The following is a 15,203-nucleotide window of genomic DNA, read 5'->3' as shown; positions in this document are numbered from 1 at the left end:
CGCTCCGCCGGCCCCGCCCCGGAACGCCCCCTGTCCCGCCCCGGAACAATTGAGCTTGCCCTTCCCCACTCCCGCCACCGATCATGGCCCCTCGTGACCAGAACGCCCGGCGCGATCCTGCCCGACCTCACCCCCTTCCGTTCGTCCCGGCAGTTCCGGCTGCTCTGGGTGCAGGGGCTGGTGACGTACTTCGGCAGCTCGATGGCCATGATCGCGTTGCCGCTCCAGATCAAGGACCTCACCGATTCCCCCCTCGCGGTCGGCGCGATGGGCGCCGTCGAACTGGTGCCACTGATCGTCTTCGGCCTGTACGGCGGCGCGCTGGCCGACGCCGTGGACCGGCGCAAGGTCATCCTCCTGTCGGAGGCGGGCCTCGGGCTGCTGGCCGTCGTACTGCTCGTCAACGGGCTGATGCCCGAGCCCGCGCTGTGGCCGCTGTACGTCGTCGCTGCCGGGGTCTCCGCGCTGGCGGGGCTGCAACGCCCGGCGCTGGACTCACTCATGGCGCGGATCGTGCCGCACGACCAGCTCACCGCGGCCGCCGCGCTCAACTCGCTGCGCTGGCAGATCGGGGCCGTGGCGGGCCCGTCGCTCGCCGGGGTGGTCGTGGCGTACGCGGGCGCGCCCACCGCGTACGCGGTCACCGTCACCGGCTTCGCCGCCTCGGTGCTGATGTGCCTGCGGCTGTCGCCCGCGCCGCCGTCCGGGGAGGCGGACCGGCCCTCGCTCCGCACGATCGCCGAGGGCGCGCGATACGCGTGGAGCAAGCCGGTGCTGCTCGGTACGTACGTGATCGACCTCGCCGCGATGTTCTTCGCCTTCCCGCTGGCGATCTTCCCGTTCCTCGCGCAGGACCTGGGCGCCGAATGGGCGCTGGGGCTGATGTACGGGGCGATCCCGCTGGGCTCCATAGTCGTCAGCCTCACCAGCGGCTGGGCCTCACGGGTCCGGCGGCACGGCCGGATGGTGGTGCTCGGCGCGGCGGGCTGGGGGCTGGCGATGGCGGCGGCCGGATGGATGTCGAACATCTGGCTCGTACTGCTCTGCCTCGTCGCGGCGGGCGGCGGCGACACCATCAGTGGTCTGGGCCGCTCCACGATCTGGAATCAGACCATCCCGGAGGAGTTCCGGGGCCGCCTCGCGGGCATCGAGGTGCTCTCGTACAGCTGCGGCCCGCAGCTCGGCCAGGTCCGCGCGGGCGCCATGGCCGGCTGGACCGGGACCCGTACCGCCGTCTGGGGCGGCGGGCTGGCGTGTGTGGCGGCGGTCGGGCTGCTGGCGGGCGTGCTGCCGAAGCTGCTGACCTACCACGCCGACACGGACGAGGACGCCCAGCGCCGCCGCGCCCAGAAGGACGAGGCGCGGGGGAACGAGGCGCGGGGGAACGAGGTCCGCAGCGGCGAGGCGACGGCGGACACCCCGTAGGCGGCGGCCGACAGCCCCGCGCCCGCGAGCGCGCCTCTCAGGTATTGGTGTCCGTGCCCGTACCCGTGTCCGGGTCCGGGTCCTTGGAGCCGTCATGCCACTTGGGGTCCGTCTCCCACTCCAGATTCCGGTCCCGCGCCGTCTGCATCGCGTGCTCCGCCTCCTGCCGCGACGTGTACGGGCCGAAGCGGTCCTTGGCCGGGCACTCGGGGCCCTCCTCGACCTTCTGGTGCTTCAGGCAGTAGTACCACTCGCCGGGCTTACCGACCGTGCGCTTCTTGAACAGGGCCATCATCGGCTCCTTCCTCTGACGCCATGCTGCCCCACAGTCGCTGGTTAGACTCGCTGGCATGTCTGGCCAGTCACTGCTCGTACCGGGGCAGCTCTCTCCCGTCCGTTCCGTTCCCGGAAAAATCCGGCGCCCCGAATATGTCGGGAAGCCCGCTCCTACCCCGTATACCGGGCCGGAAGTGCAGACCGCCGAAACGATTGAGCGGATGCGGATCGCCGGGCGGATCGCCGCGCGGGCGATGGAGGAGGCCGCCAAGCACATCTCGCCCGGGGTGACCACGGACGAGCTGGACCGGGTCGCGCACGAGTACATGTGCGATCACGGCGCCTACCCCTCGACCCTCGGCTACCGGGGGTTCCCCAAGTCCCTGTGCACCTCGGTCAACGAGGTCATCTGCCACGGAATCCCCGACTCCACGGTCCTGCGCGACGGCGACATCGTGAACCTCGACGTCACCGCGTACATCAACGGTGTGCACGGCGACAACAACGCCACCTACCTCTGCGGCGATGTCGACGAGGAGTCCAGGCTGCTGGTCGAGCGGACCCGCGAGTCGCTGAACCGCGCCATCAAGGCCGTACGGCCCGGTCGCCAGCTCAACATCATCGGGCGCGTCATCGAGTCGTACGCCAAGCGGTTCGGCTACGGCGTCGTCCGGGACTTCACCGGACACGGGATCAACTCGTCCTTCCACTCCGGGCTGATCGTCCCGCACTACGACAGCCCGCACGCCACCACCGTCATCCAGCCGGGCATGACGTTCACCATCGAGCCGATGCTCACCCTCGGTACGTACGAGCACGACATGTGGGACGACGGCTGGACCGTGGTGACGAAGGACCGCAAGCGGACCGCGCAGTTCGAACACACGCTGGTGGTGACGGAGACGGGGACCGAGATCCTGACCCTCCCCTGATCTGACGGTTCCGATCTCGACCGTTTTAGACATCTTTGTGCCGTCACTGGTTCGAATCGGGCCGTTTTTTACCGACAGGCCGTCGGGAAGCTGTTGACTTAGGTATGCCTAAGTAAGAGTATCGGGAGGGGCGGCGACACGGAAACGTGCTGCCGCCGCCCATCGGCCGGCATTCGCCTGCTCCCGTCCCCCTCGGTCTCCGGAGGCCCGCCTTGGACGCACCCGCCACCACCCCCTTCTCCACGCTCATCCGCACCGCCTCCCACGAGCAGCACACCGTGGCGAACAACTCGACCTTCATGAGCGATCTGCTGGGCGGCCGGCACGGGGTCGACGCGTACACGCGCTACACGGAGCAACTGTGGTTCGTGTACCGCGCGCTGGAGGAGGGCACGGAGACGCTGCGGCGGGACCCGGTCGCCGGGCCCTTCATTCAGCCCGAGCTGGCGCGCACGCCCCAACTGGAGCGCGACCTCGCGCACCTGCGCGGCGCGGACTGGCGCACGGGACTCGAACCGCTGCCCGCGACCGCCGCCTACACCGCGCGGGTCCAGGAGTGCGTGCGGACGTGGCCCGGCGGGTTCGTGGCCCACCACTACACCCGCTACCTCGGGGACCTCTCCGGCGGCCAGGTCCTGCGGGACCGGGCCGAGCGGACGTGGGGCTTCGAGCGCAAGGGCGACGGCGTGCGGTTCTACGTCTTCGAGGAGATCACCAACCCGGCCGCGTACAAGCGGGGTTACCGCGAGCTGCTGGACTCGGTGGCGGCGGACGATCTGGAGAAGCAGCGGATCGTCGACGAGTGCAAGCGCGCGTTCGACTTCAACGTGGCGATGCTCAACGAGCTGAGCGCCCAGTTCCCGCTGAGCGCGTAGCGACGAAGACCCGAAGCCGCCCCGAGGACCTCCGGTGTGGTGTGCCGCCCGGGTAGCACACCACACCGGAGGTCTCCGCGTTTCCCCGCCGGACGGGGGAAGCCGGGGATCGTCAGACGGTGACCACCAGCAGGTCTTCCCCGCTCGACGGGCGAAGGCCGTCGGTCCGGTCGGCGAAGTAGCGGTCGGCCAGCGCGGTTCCCGGGATGTGCCGGACGTCCTCGAAGCCGGCGTCGCGGGCCAGTGACAGCATCTCGCGCGGGGTGTAGAAGCTGATGAACGGCGTTCCGGCCGCTCGCGCCTGCGGCTTGGTCGCCTCCAGCGCGGGGCGATCGGCGTCGTCGACGAGTTCGGCGGGCAGCAGGAACGTCATGACGAGCGTGGAGCCGGGGGCCAGCCCCGCGAGCCGGCGCAGAGTGGCCGCGGTGGCGTCCCCGCTGAGGTACTGGGTGACACCGGCGCAGACCACGACCGCCGGCAGCTCGGGACGGAATCCGGCGTCGATGAGCCGCTCCCACCAGTCCGCGCCCGCCTCGAAGTCGACCGGCACCAGTCGCAGCCGGTCGGGGATCCCGTAGCCGAGTTCGACCAGGCGCCGGCGCTTCCATGCCTGGGTGCCCGGCTGGTCGATCTCGAAGATCCGCAGACGGGCGGCGGTCTCCGGGCTGCGCTGGGCGAAGGTGTCGAGCCCGGCCCCCAGCACGACGTACTGGGTGACACCGTGGTCGACCCGTCGGCCGAGCAGATCCTCGACGAAACGGGCGCGGGCCACGATGGCCGCCCGGAACCCGGCGGTGGTGCGCGGGTCCATGTCCGGACGTTGCCGCCAGCCGTCGTCCGGGGCCACCAGCCGCAGCCCGATCTCGTCCTCGAACACATGGGGCGGCGGGTCGACCCGTACGTGCATCGCCCGCCAGAGAGCGACCCGCACCGCCGTACTGTCCGGCGCTTCGGTCCTGTCCGGCGCCTCGGTCCTGTCCGGCGCCTCGTTGTGCTCCTCCGCCACGACGTCACCACTCCTTTGTGCCAGTCCTTACGGCGGCCCGGACGACGGCTCGGACGACGGCTCAGTGCGCGGTGAGCAGTCGCACCCGGCCGCCGATCTCGATCGTCCCGTCCGGGCCCGGGGCGGTGATCAGCTGCGACCCCCGGCCCTGCGTGATGTTCAGCGCGCGGCCCAGCCGCGCGCTGAGCAGCAGGGCCGCCGCGCCGGTGGCCTCGTCCTCGACGATGCCGTCGTCCCGGCGCGGGAAGGCCCGCGCCCTGACGCGACCGGCCGCCTCGTCCTCCCAGGCCCACGCGTAGAGCCATCCCTCGCCCGGCGGCGGCGCGGGCAGCGCGTCGACCTCGGCGGCGGACGCGTACTGCTGGAGCGTGCGCGGCGGCGCCCACTCCGGGCGGGCGGTGATCCAGGTGAACTCGCCGTCCTGGCGCACCCACACCTCGCCCGCCGGTGGGTTCACCACCTCGAGGTCGAGCAGCCAGGCCGTACCGACCAGCGGATGCCCGGCGAACGGGAGCCGCAGCCCCGGTGTGTAGATGTCGACCACACCACGGTCGGGATCGTCGACGAACACCGTCTCGCTGTAGCCGAGTTGGGCGGCGATGGCCTGCCGGTCCGCCCGGTCGGGGTGGTGCCGCCCCTCGCGTACGACACCGAGCGTGTTGCCGTGCCTCCCGTCGGCACCGCAGAAGACGCTGAGTACGTCGATGTCAGAGATGTCAGCCACCCGGGCATTCAAACACGGGGACCGGGGGACGGCTCTTCGGCTTCCGGATCGTCGGCGTCCGAGCTGTCGGCGCCCGCCGGGGCGTGCCGCGCGTCGTCTGCGGTGACGGACCAGCTCGCCAGGAGCTTCAGCCCGTCCTCGGCGGCGGTACCGGCCGGGGCGCTGTAGACGACCACGGACTGTCCGGATTCGCCGGGCAGGATCATCGCCTGGTGGTCGAGCGCCAGGTCCCCGACGACCGGATGCCTGAACCGCTTCGTCCCCTCGCGGAAGACGTGCACGTCATGGGCGCCCCACAGGACGCGGAAGGTGTCGCTGCGGGTGGACAGCTCACCGATGAGGTTCGACAGCTCACGGTCGTAGGGGTTCTTGCCCGCTTCGATGCGCAGCGCGCCCACCGCGCCCCGGGCCACGCGCTCCCAGTCGGTGTAGAAGCGCCTCGCGGCGGGGCTGTAGAACACGAACCGGGTGGTGTTCGCCCCGGCGGCGGGATCGGCGTACATCTCCGAGTAGAGCGCGCGGGCCAGCGGATTGGCGAACAGGACGTCGAAGCGGTTGTTCTGCACGAACGCCGGCAGCCGCGGCATCCCCTCGACGATGCGCCGCACCGCCGGCCGCACGGCAGCCGGAGCCGCCGACGGTACGGGCCGACGCCGCGCGCGGCCCGGCGCGGCCTGCGCGGCGCGGGCCAGGTCGTGCAGGTGGGTGCGCTCGATGTCGTCCAGGCGCAGGGCCTGGGACAGGGCCTCCAGGACGCTGTCGGAGACACCGCCGAGGTTCCCGCGCTCCAGACGCGTGTAGTACTCCACGCTCACTCCGGCCAGGACCGCGACCTCGCTGCGGCGCAGCCCCGTCACCCGGCGGTTGCCGTACGTCGGCAGCCCCACCTGCTCGGGTGTGATCTTGTCCCGGCGCGACTTCAGAAACGCGCGGATTTCCTCCCGGTTGTCCATCCGGTTGTCCATCATTCCAGGTTAAGCGCGCCATGCCGGGGTGGGAGTCCCTGCCAGTACCCCTCTCAGCGGGGACTCCCCGCCCTTCGGCGCATCACCTTGACTTGTCACTGCTTCAACTGTCCGGACCGGACCGCCCGATCCCCCTCGGAAGGAACGCCCCCTCATGCAGTACCGCACCCTCGGAAACAGCGGCATCCTCGTCTCCAACCTGGCCCTGGGCACCATGAACTTCGGGACCGAGGAGACCTCCCAGGAGGAGGCGTTCACCCAGCTGGACGCCTTCATCGCGGCCGGTGGCAACCTCATCGACACCGCCGATGTCTACAACGGAGGCATCGCGGAGGCGACCGTCGGCGAGTGGATCGCCGCCCGCCCGCGCGACATCACCGACCGCGCCGTCATCGCCACCAAGGGCCGCGTGCGGACGGGTGACGACGTCAACGACGTCGGCCTCTCCCGCCGCCACCTCGACCGCGCGCTCACCACTTCCCTGCGCCGGCTCGGGACCGACACCATCGACCTCTACCAGCTCCACGCCTGGGACCCGCTGACCCCCGTCGAGGAGACGCTCTCGTTCCTCGACTCCGCGGTCCGCGCCGGGCGGATCCGTTACGTGGGCCTGTCGAACTTCACCGGATGGCAGCTCCAGCTCGCCGTCTCCACCGCCCGCGCCCACGGCTACCAGCTCCCGGTGAGCCTCCAGGCGCAGTACAACCTCGCCACCCGCGAGACCGAGTGGGAGATGCTGCCCGCGGCGAGGCACAACGGCCTCGGCGTCCTGGCCTGGTCGCCCCTGGCGAGCGGGTTCCTCACCGGCAAGTACACGCGCGACGCGGCACGGACACCCGACACCCGCGCGGGCGAGGACAACCCGCTGTACCAGTACACGTCGTCGAACTACGAGACCTCGGACCGCACCTGGAACGCGGTGGACGCCGTCCGCCGGGTCGCCGAGGACACCGGCGTCACGCCCGCCCAGGTGGCACTCAGCTGGGTCGCCGACCGTCCCGGCGTCGTGTCCGCCATCGTCGGCGCCCGCACCGTCCGGCAGCTCACCGGCAGCCTCGCCGCGGCCGACCTGCACCTGGAGGCCGACGCCCTCGCCACCCTCGACTCCGCCAGCGACCCGAACCCGGCGCCCTACCCGTACGGCCCGTTCGGCTCGGCGCAGCGCCGCCGTGTGGCGAGCGGCACCGAGGCCCTCGGCGAACTCATCCAGGCGCACCAGGCAGGCACGGAAGCCAGGACGTCCGGGAGCTGAGCCCTGTCCTGTGCGCGAACCGTAGGGCACAGGCACGGGTACGGATACGGATACGGATACGGATACGGATACGGATCAGCGGGCTGCCCGACCGTCGGCACGGCGCCGCAGCCACGCGGCCTCCGCAGGCGTCAGGTTGGGGTCGGCCAGCTTGGCCTCGATCACCTCTTGGGCCCGTCCCGCGGGTTCGGTCCCGCACCCCCTGCGCATGCCGCGCAGAAACAGGCGCCGTCCCAGGCGCGCGGTGAGCTGGGGAACCTCAGCGCCGCCGACCGTCACGAGGGTCATCGCCACATCGGCGGCGGGATCACCGGCGCCCGCGTTGCACCAGTCGATCACCATCGGGCCCCGCCCGGTCAGAAGAACGTTGCCGGGATGCAGGTCCAGGTGCAGCACCCGGTCATCACCCGCCGTACCGAACCGTCTGGGCAGCCACTCCGGCGCCGGCAGCGCGTGCAGCCGGTCGTGGAGACCGCCCAGCATGCGACCGAGCCCGGCGACCCGCCACGGGCGCCTGGCCAGCACGTCCAGCATGGTCGGCCCGGCCAGCCGTTCCAGAACCATGTCGGTGGCTGTGGTCTCGTACACCTTCGGAACGGGATATCCGCAGGCCGCCAGATGCGTCATCAACCGCGCCTCCAGACCGGTCGGCCCCCCGTGTCGGTACCGCCGCAGCACCCTGGACTCGTCCAGGGCATACACATCCGCGTCCCGTCCCCGCGCTATCAACTCCACGTACGGCAGTCTGACTTGGCGAAGCACCGCCTGCCAACAGCAAGCCCACGACCCACGCCCGAGCCCCACTCCGTGTCGCCCTGGGGGCTGCGCACACTTTGTGTGGGGTGGCCCGGGTCGGTTCGGCGGCTGACGGCCGGATGCTTGCTGGGATTCATGCCCCGCTGGTCACTGTTGCGTTGCGTGCTGCGGGTCAGTACCAAGGGGTAAGCGTGGTGGGCGGGGTCGTGGATGGCGGGTGGGGGCCGCCCCTCTCGGTTTGAGTTTCGCGCCTCCGGGCCGGGTGTAAAGGGCGCTCCTTCGTCGCGTCGCTGCGCGATGACCTTCGGTCACCCTTGACACCCGGCCCTGCGGCGCAAGTGCAGGTACTCGGGAGGGGCGGCCCGGGGGGGAGGGGTCCCGGAGGGCATATCTGTGCGCGGGGGCCCGATCCCGGCCGCCGGGCCGGTTCACCCTGCGGGGCTGCGCGGCAGTGGTGTGGGGTGGCCCGGCCCCGGCTCAGCGGCTTTCCGTCTGCTGTGTGCTGGGATGCATGCCCCGCTGGTCACTGTGTGGTGGGAGGGGTGGGGCAGCTGAGGTTTGTGTGGCACCGAGTGGGTCCCTGAAGGGAGTCGGTGTGCCGTAGAGCGCGGTTTGTGCAGCCGAGGACACATGACGGGTTGGAGGGGAGCCTCAACGCCCTGCCAATCTAGGGCATATGGGGCATCTTGGTGGGGGTGGGTGCCGAGATCCCGTGGAGTGTGACGTTGCAGTGCCCAGACGGCCTCGCAGTGGCTCTCACGTCGCACTCGACGGACCTCGGCCCCCGAGCGGGCGGGAGATCTCTGTCAGATTCCGGGCACCCCCCACCACGGTGACCAGCGGGGCATGAGTCCCAGCAAGCATCCGGTCGACGGACGCTTGACGAAACGCGCCACCACCCCATGCAACTGCCGCGCAGCCCCGCAGGGCGAACCGGCCCGGCAGCCAGGGTCCGGCCCGCGCAACGATCCTGCCTTCCCTGGGGAACCCTTCCCCCCGGGCCGCCCCTCCCGAGTACCTGCACTTGCGCCGCAGGGCCGGGTGTCAAGGGTGGAGCGCAGCGCAATCGGCGCAGCCGACGCGACGAAGGAGCGCCCTTTACACCCGGCCCGGAGGCGCGAAACTCAAACCGAGAGGGGCGGCCCCCACCTGCCATCAACGGCCCCGCTCACCACGCTTACCTCTTGGTACTGACCCGCAGCATGCAGCGCGACAGTGACCAGCGGGGCATGAAGCCCCACCAACAGCAGACCGTCAGCCGCCGAACCGACCCGGGCCACCCCACACAAAGTGTGCGCAGCCCCGCCCTCAGCGGGCCGCTGCCTCAAGGGCGGTGATGCTGCCCGACATGATCGTGCGCACGTGTTCGGTGATGTGCTCCGCCGGCCAGTCCCACCACGCCACTGCCAGCAGTCGGGCGATGTCCTCCTCGCTGTAGCGGGTGCGGATGAGCCGGGCCGGGTTGCCGCCGACGATCCCGTAGTCGGGCACGTCGGCGGTGACCACGGCGCCGGAGCCGATGATCGCGCCGTGTCCGATCCGTACGCCCGGCATCACCGTCGAGCCGTAGCCGAACCAGACGTCGTTGCCGACGACGGTGTCTCCCCGGTTCGGCAGACCGGTGAGCAGGTCGGCGTGGTCGGACCACGAGCCGCCCATGGTGGGGAAGGGGAAGGTCGAGGGGCCGTCCATGCGGTGGTTGGCGCCGTTCATGATGAACCGCACTCCCGTGCCCAGCGCGCAGAACTTGCCGATGACCAGCTTCTCCGGGCCGTAGTGGTAGAGCACGTTGCGCGTTTCGAAGGCGGTCGGGTCGTCCGGGTCGTCGTAGTACGAGTACTCCCCGACCTCGATCAGCGGGGACTTCACGAGCGGCCTGAGCAGCACCACTCTCGGCTGCTCGGGCATCGGATGAAGCACTGTCGGGTCGGCGGGCACAGGCATGGCGGGCGATTCCTCACGGGTGGCGGGTCAGTGTCCGGACCCATGATCGCCGTACCGCGCAGGCCGGAAAACCGATGTGCCGCCCACGGGGGCGTGCACCCGCTCCCCCCGTATGCGACCGGCCGTTCAGTGCCCCACCGGCCGCGGCCCCGATGCGGGGACCGCTCCGCTCAGCGGTATCCGGTGACGTCGGCGGGCTTGCCCGGCCCCTGGACCTCGGTCAGGTAGCGGAACGCGTCCGGCCGGCTGCCGTCGCGGTCGGTGAAGCCGTAGACCTGGGCGAGTTGGCCGCTGGACAGCGACTGTCCGTTCCAGCGGTTCACCCCGGGATCGGCGGCCAGGGCGGCGACGGCCCGTCCGACGTAGAACGGCGTTTCGGAGACGCCGAAGTGCGGCTCGCCCTCCACCGCGTCGTACCACGACTCCTCGGTCACGCCGAAGTGTTCGAGCATGATCTCGGAGCGCATCCACCCCGGTGTGAGCGCCACCGCCGTGGCGCCCCTCGGGCCGAGTTCGTGGCCCAGGGCGAAGGCCATGCGGAGGACGGACGCCTTCGCCACGTCGTAGAAGAAGGAGACCCGATAGGTGTCCTGGTTGTACTCGGCGGTGCCGTCGGTCATCTCGACCACCAGGCCGCCGTCGTTGCGCAGCAGGAGCGGGAGGGCGTGGTGGCTGGTGATCGCGTGGGTCTCCACCGCGAGCCGGAGCAGCCGCAGCCCCTTGTCCAGGTCGTGCTCCCATACGGGGACGTCCGCCTCGAAGAGGAGTTCGCCGCCCCAGATGTCGTTCACCAGGACGTCCAGCCTGCCCTGTTCGGCGTCGATGCGCCGCACCAGGTCGCCGACCTGCGAGGGGACGAGGTGGTCCGTCGGGACGGCGATCCCGTGGCCTCCCGCGGCGGTCACCAGATCGGCGGTGTCCTCGATGGTCTCGGGCCGGTCGTACTCCGAGCGCTGCCCGCGCGTACTGCGCCCGGTCACGTAGACCGTCGCCCCCGCGGCGCCCAGCTCGACCGCGATCCCCCGCCCGGCGCCCCGCGTCGCCCCGGCGACGAGAGCGACCTTGCCCTCCAGCGTTACCGACATTCGCGCTTCCTTCCTTCGCTGCCCACACCGCACCGTGCTCGACGCACCGTGCTCGACGCCCACCGGACGGGCGTCGAGCACGATGGTTACGCAGATACCGGACGTCTTCTGTCGTGTTTTCCCGAGTGCGTCAGCGGGCGTGTCAGCGGTCGCGGCGCGGGCCCGGGACGAAGGCGTGTCGTCGTGCGGTTGTCACGATGGCCAGGGAGACCGCCGTGAGAGCCAGGAGCACCCAGGGGAAGGTCCCGGCTCCGCCGGATTCCAGGAGCACCCCGCCGAACGCGCCGCCGCCGAAGATGGCGAGGTTGAACGAGGTGGTGAGCATGGCGTTGGCGACGTCCGCGTCGTTCCCGGCGGCGTCCGCTGAGGCCGTCTGCAACTGAGTGGCGGAGCCTCCGAAGGTGAAGCCCCACACCAGGACGGCCGCGCAGAAGGCCGCCGGGTTGTGCGCGACGAGGGCGAAGGCGAGGGCGGCGAGGCCGAACGCGGTCAGGCTGTACAGGGCCAGGGCGCGCAGTGCGCGGTCGACGAAGGTGCCGGTCACCCAGATTCCGGCCAGCGCGGCGAGGCCGAACAGGAGCAGGGCGAGGTCGACGCGGATGCCGACACCGGCGTGGGCGGTGAAGGGAGCGATGTACGTGTAGAGGATGTTGTGCGCGAGCATCCAGCTGAACACCACCGCCAGAATCGGCAGGATCCCCGGGGTCAGCAGCACGCGGAGCAGCGACGTACGGGCCTCGGCGGTCTGGCCGGGGGCGTCGGGGACCCTGGCCCACGCGAAGAGGACGAGTACGAGGGAGAGGATGGTCATCGCTCCGAAGACCCAGCGCCAGCTGACGAGGGTCCCGGCGAACGTGCCGAGCGGGGTGCCGATGGACAGCGCGACCGGTGTGCCGACCATGGCCACGGCGAGCGCCCGGCCCCGCTGGTCCGGCGGCGCGATCTTGCGCGCGTAGCCGGCCAGCATGCCCCACAGCAGCCCGGAGAACGCGCCCGCGACGAATCGCGCGGCGAGCGCGGTCGGGTAGTCGCCCGCCAGCGCCGTGACGGTATTGGCGACGGCGAATCCGAGGATGCCCGTGAGCAGCAGCGGCTTGCGGCGCATCCCCCGGGTGAGGGCGGTCGCCGGGATCGCGGCCAGTACCGTCCCCGCCGCGTAGGCGCTCACCAGCTGACCGGCCCCCGACTCGGTCACGTCGAGCCCCGAGGCGATCTCCGGGAGCAGCCCTGCGGGGAGCGTCTCGGTCATGATGACGACGAATCCGGTCCAGGCCATCGCCAGCAGGCCGGCCCACGGCAGCCTTCGGCCCGCCCCGGCCTCCTCCCTCTCCCTCTTCCCCTCGTGCGCGTGCTCGCTTCGGGCGGGTGGCGCGTCGTGTGTCCTGCTCACCGTGTTCCTCTCCACTTACAGATCGATCGATCCATAAGTAGAGCAGCCCGCCACACCCTCGTCAAGAATTTATGGATCGACTATTCTTTAATTCTCGGCCGACAGGATCCGACCGACAGGACAGGAGCACCGGACCGGTGGCACGTACGGGAAGACCTCGGCAGTTCGACCCCCTTGAGGCCACGGACGCGGCCTTGCGGCTGTTCTGGCAGTACGGGTACGAGTCGACATCGGTGGCGCAGTTGCGCGGGGCGATGGGCATCTCCGTCGCCAGCTTCTACGCCGCGTTCTCGTCGAAGGACCAGCTCTTCGACGCGGTCGTGCAGCGCTATCTGTCCACCTTCGGGCAGGTGACGGCCATCGCCACCGACCAGGACCTGCCGCCCCGGGAAGCGGTCGAGCAAACACTGCGCCAGTCGGTCCACATGCAGACCGACCCCTCGCACCCGAGCGGCTGCCTGGTGGCGCTGGCCGAGACGACCGGCGCGTCCGAGAACCAGCGCGTGCGCGATCTGCTCGCCGACCGCCGCGCGTGGGACCGCCGGAACATCGAGGCATGCGTGGAACGAGGCGTCGTCCTCGGCGACCTGTCGGCCGGCACGGACGCGGGCGCGCTGGCCGCCGTCTTCCACAGCTTCCTCCTGGGCGTCTCCACCCAGGCCAGGGACGGCCTCCCGGCGGAGACCCTCGACGCGGCGGTCACGCACGTGATGCGCGTCTGGGACAGCGCTCGCGCAGGCCACAACGGCCAGGACCCCGGCCGGTGTTCCGGTCGGGGTCCTGATCGGTGAGCGGTCCTGATCGGTGAGCGGTGGTGAGCGGTACGGAAGGAGCCGGCAGGCGCGTTACGCCGTCTCGGGCTGCGCCGGGCGGCGGCGCCTGGCGGTGAGGACCACGGCGGCGCCCGCCGCCGCGATCGCGCCCGCAGCGCCGAGGAACGCGCCGACCGGCAGGTCGGAGCCGGTGGAGGCGAGGGAGCCGCCGGTGGTGGAGCCCGTCGTGCCGCCCACCGTGCCGCCGCCCGCCGTGCCGGAGCCGCCGGTGGTGCCCGTACCGCCGGTGGAACCGCCCGTCGAGCCGCCCGAAGTGCCGCCCGTGGTCGGGAGGGTGGCGTCGTCGTCCAGGGAGACCGCGAGGGTCAGCGCGTCGAGGGCGGTGCCCCCCGTGTACATGCCGCTGAACGCCTTCGCGCCGTCGGCGGTCAGGGTGGCCGGGACCGCGTCGAGCGTCAGGACGCCGTCCTTGGCCGTGAGGTCGCCGCTCGGGATGTCGAGGGTGGCGAAGGGGACGCCGGTGGACGTGGTGACCTTGTGGGTCGTCATGTCCTTGGTGCTGATGTCCGCGTACAGAACGCCCTTGCCGTCCTTGACCTTGACCTCAAGACCGCTGAGGTTGAGGTCGAGCAGGTACTCGCCGTCCGTCTCGTGGCCGACGAAGCGGACCTTGCCGCCGAAGGCCGCGTCCAGCGTCTGCGCGTCCGCGTCGAAGTCGCCCGTTCCCTTGGGGAAGCGGTACGCGGCGCCCGACTGGGTGGCGCCGTCGCCGAGTTCGACCTTGCCCTGGGCGATCGGGCCGACGACGTACGAGCGGAACGACTCCTTCAGGCCCCAGTCCAGGTTGCCGTCCACGATCGCGCCGTCCTCGGCCGCCGGGGACGACGGGGACGACGGGGAGACCGACCCGGTCGGACCCGTGGGCGTGGGCGTGGGGGTGCCGGACGTCGGGGACGGGCTCGACGTACCGGGCGGGGTGGTCGTACCGCCGGTCGGGGAATCCGTCGGCGAGTCCGTCGGGGCCTCGCTGCCGGGCGGGTCGGTGGGGGTGCCGCTGCCGGGCGGGTCCGTGGGGGTGGGGGTCTTCTCGTACGTGAGGGCGAGCGTGGCCTTGTCCAGCTCGGTGCCCGCCGCGTACATCCCGTTGAACGCCTTCGCGCCGTCGGCGGTCAGTTTGGTCGGGATGTCCTTGTAGACCATGGAGCCCTCGCCGGTCTCCGGGCGCAGACCGGTCAGGTCGATGGAGGCGAGGTCGATGTCCTCCTGCGTGGCGCCGTTCAGGGTGACGTCGGCCTGGATGGCTCCGGTCGTACCGCTGGTCACCACCTTGAGATCGGTGACCTTGATGTCGAAGAAGTGCACGGTGGAGCTGAACCGGACGGTGCCGTCGAAGGCCGTGTCCAGCGCGTGCGTACCGGTGTTGTAGCTGCCCGTGCCGTTCGGGAAGGTGAAGACGCCGTTGTCCGGCGCCTGGGCGGCGCCGCCGGTGGGCGCGATGGTGCCCGCGGCGATGCCCGTGACGTACGTACGGAAGGACTCCTTCAGCCCCCACTCCAGGGTCGAGTCCTTCAGTTCGAGCGCCGGAGCCGCGGCCGGTACGAAGGCGGGCGCGGCGGCCAGGGCGGCGGGCGCGGCGGCGCGGGTGGTGCCCGCCGCGAGCGCGGGAAGGGTGAACGCGGTGGCGCCGAGGGTGGCCGCCGTGGCGATGGCGGCGGCGAGAGTTATGGGGCGGCGAGTGGCTGCCATGGTGAGTGTTCTCCTCGTATGCGGATGTGAGCCGGCTGGGTGCACGGGCGCCGG

The 15,203-nt window shown here is 71.2% G+C and carries 14 protein-coding genes; 5 read left to right on the top strand and 9 right to left on the bottom strand.

What is annotated here, in order from left to right:
• Window positions 1-93 precede the first annotated feature (93 nt).
• Entirely contained in the window at window positions 94-1,425 is a 1,332-nt protein-coding gene (locus OG627_RS25520; RefSeq protein WP_329068860.1) for an MFS transporter, read from the top strand.
• A 37-nt stretch (window positions 1,426-1,462) separates the two neighbouring features.
• On the opposite strand, the gene OG627_RS25515 is transcribed toward OG627_RS25520, so the two are convergent.
• Window positions 1,463-1,717, bottom strand: coding sequence for a hypothetical protein (locus OG627_RS25515; protein WP_329072973.1), 255 nt, complete (start codon window positions 1,715-1,717; stop codon window positions 1,463-1,465).
• Window positions 1,718-1,775: 58 nt separating this feature from the next.
• Here OG627_RS25515 and map point away from each other — a divergent pair, with 58 nt between their 5' ends.
• On the top strand, window positions 1,776-2,633 hold the full coding sequence (gene map / locus OG627_RS25510; protein ID WP_329068858.1) for a type I methionyl aminopeptidase: 858 nt from the start codon (window positions 1,776-1,778) through the stop codon (window positions 2,631-2,633).
• A gap of 212 nt (window positions 2,634-2,845) precedes the next feature.
• On the top strand, window positions 2,846-3,508 hold the full coding sequence (locus OG627_RS25505; RefSeq protein ID WP_329068856.1) for a biliverdin-producing heme oxygenase: 663 nt from the start codon (window positions 2,846-2,848) through the stop codon (window positions 3,506-3,508).
• Window positions 3,509-3,620: 112 nt separating this feature from the next.
• Here OG627_RS25505 and OG627_RS25500 read toward each other — a convergent pair whose 3' ends face one another.
• The 3 genes from OG627_RS25500 to OG627_RS25490 all read right to left on the bottom strand — a co-directional run bounded on the left by OG627_RS25500 (window position 3,621) and on the right by OG627_RS25490 (window position 6,191).
• Window positions 3,621-4,514, bottom strand: coding sequence for a class I SAM-dependent methyltransferase (locus tag OG627_RS25500; RefSeq protein WP_329068854.1), 894 nt, complete (start codon window positions 4,512-4,514; stop codon window positions 3,621-3,623).
• Window positions 4,515-4,575: 61 nt separating this feature from the next.
• Window positions 4,576-5,229, bottom strand: a complete 654-nt coding sequence (locus tag OG627_RS25495) for a PhzF family phenazine biosynthesis protein (protein ID WP_329072971.1) — start codon at window positions 5,227-5,229, stop codon at window positions 4,576-4,578.
• Window positions 5,230-5,246: 17 nt separating this feature from the next.
• Window positions 5,247-6,191 carry a helix-turn-helix transcriptional regulator gene (locus OG627_RS25490; protein WP_329068852.1) on the bottom strand — a complete coding sequence of 315 codons (945 nt, stop codon included), beginning with the start codon at window positions 6,189-6,191 and terminating at the stop codon, window positions 5,247-5,249.
• 166 nt (window positions 6,192-6,357) lie between these two features.
• On the opposite strand from OG627_RS25490, the gene OG627_RS25485 reads away from it, so the two are divergent.
• Entirely contained in the window at window positions 6,358-7,455 is a 1,098-nt protein-coding gene (locus tag OG627_RS25485; protein ID WP_329068850.1) for an aldo/keto reductase, read from the top strand.
• 75 nt (window positions 7,456-7,530) lie between these two features.
• On the opposite strand, the gene OG627_RS25480 is transcribed toward OG627_RS25485, so the two are convergent.
• From OG627_RS25480 to OG627_RS25465, 4 genes are all read right to left on the bottom strand, one after another.
• A complete protein-coding gene (locus OG627_RS25480; RefSeq protein ID WP_443073652.1) occupies window positions 7,531-8,133 on the bottom strand; it encodes a phosphotransferase in 603 nt (200 codons plus the stop codon).
• Between the two features lie 1,386 nt (window positions 8,134-9,519).
• The gene (locus OG627_RS25475; RefSeq protein ID WP_329068845.1) at window positions 9,520-10,155 is read right to left on the bottom strand and encodes a CatB-related O-acetyltransferase; all 636 of its coding nucleotides are present in this window, start codon (window positions 10,153-10,155) and stop codon (window positions 9,520-9,522) included.
• Between the two features lie 170 nt (window positions 10,156-10,325).
• The gene (locus tag OG627_RS25470) at window positions 10,326-11,240 is read right to left on the bottom strand and encodes an SDR family oxidoreductase (RefSeq protein WP_329068843.1); all 915 of its coding nucleotides are present in this window, start codon (window positions 11,238-11,240) and stop codon (window positions 10,326-10,328) included.
• A 142-nt stretch (window positions 11,241-11,382) separates the two neighbouring features.
• Window positions 11,383-12,630: an MFS transporter gene (locus OG627_RS25465; RefSeq protein WP_329068840.1), complete on the bottom strand. Its 1,248-nt coding sequence runs from the start codon at window positions 12,628-12,630 to the stop codon at window positions 11,383-11,385.
• 137 nt (window positions 12,631-12,767) lie between these two features.
• Here OG627_RS25465 and OG627_RS25460 point away from each other — a divergent pair, with 137 nt between their 5' ends.
• Window positions 12,768-13,421 (top strand): TetR/AcrR family transcriptional regulator, encoded by a 654-nt coding sequence (locus tag OG627_RS25460; protein ID WP_329068838.1) that lies wholly within the window; start codon window positions 12,768-12,770, stop codon window positions 13,419-13,421.
• Window positions 13,422-13,475: 54 nt separating this feature from the next.
• On the opposite strand, the gene OG627_RS25455 is transcribed toward OG627_RS25460, so the two are convergent.
• Entirely contained in the window at window positions 13,476-15,149 is a 1,674-nt protein-coding gene (locus tag OG627_RS25455; protein ID WP_329068836.1) for an HtaA domain-containing protein, read from the bottom strand.
• Between the last annotated feature and the right edge of the window lie 54 nt (window positions 15,150-15,203).

This window comes from Streptomyces sp. NBC_01429, assembly GCF_036231945.1.
Classification (GTDB): Bacteria; Actinomycetota; Actinomycetes; order Streptomycetales; family Streptomycetaceae; genus Streptomyces.
Note: the sequence above shows the minus strand (reverse complement) of the source record. Positions and strands in the feature narration are given on the sequence as shown.

Coding starts and splice junctions, on each gene's coding strand:
- OG627_RS25515 (WP_329072973.1), bottom strand. CDS start 1,717: ATGGCCCTGTTCAAGAAGCGCACGGTCGGTAAGCCCGGCGAGTGGTAC.
- map (WP_329068858.1), top strand. CDS start 1,776: ATGTCTGGCCAGTCACTGCTCGTACCGGGGCAGCTCTCTCCCGTCCGT.
- OG627_RS25490 (WP_329068852.1), bottom strand. CDS start 6,191: ATGGACAACCGGGAGGAAATCCGCGCGTTTCTGAAGTCGCGCCGGGAC.
- OG627_RS25485 (WP_329068850.1), top strand. CDS start 6,358: ATGCAGTACCGCACCCTCGGAAACAGCGGCATCCTCGTCTCCAACCTG.
- OG627_RS25475 (WP_329068845.1), bottom strand. CDS start 10,155: ATGCCTGTGCCCGCCGACCCGACAGTGCTTCATCCGATGCCCGAGCAG.
- OG627_RS25470 (WP_329068843.1), bottom strand. CDS start 11,240: ATGTCGGTAACGCTGGAGGGCAAGGTCGCTCTCGTCGCCGGGGCGACG.
- OG627_RS25455 (WP_329068836.1), bottom strand. CDS start 15,149: ATGGCAGCCACTCGCCGCCCCATAACTCTCGCCGCCGCCATCGCCACG.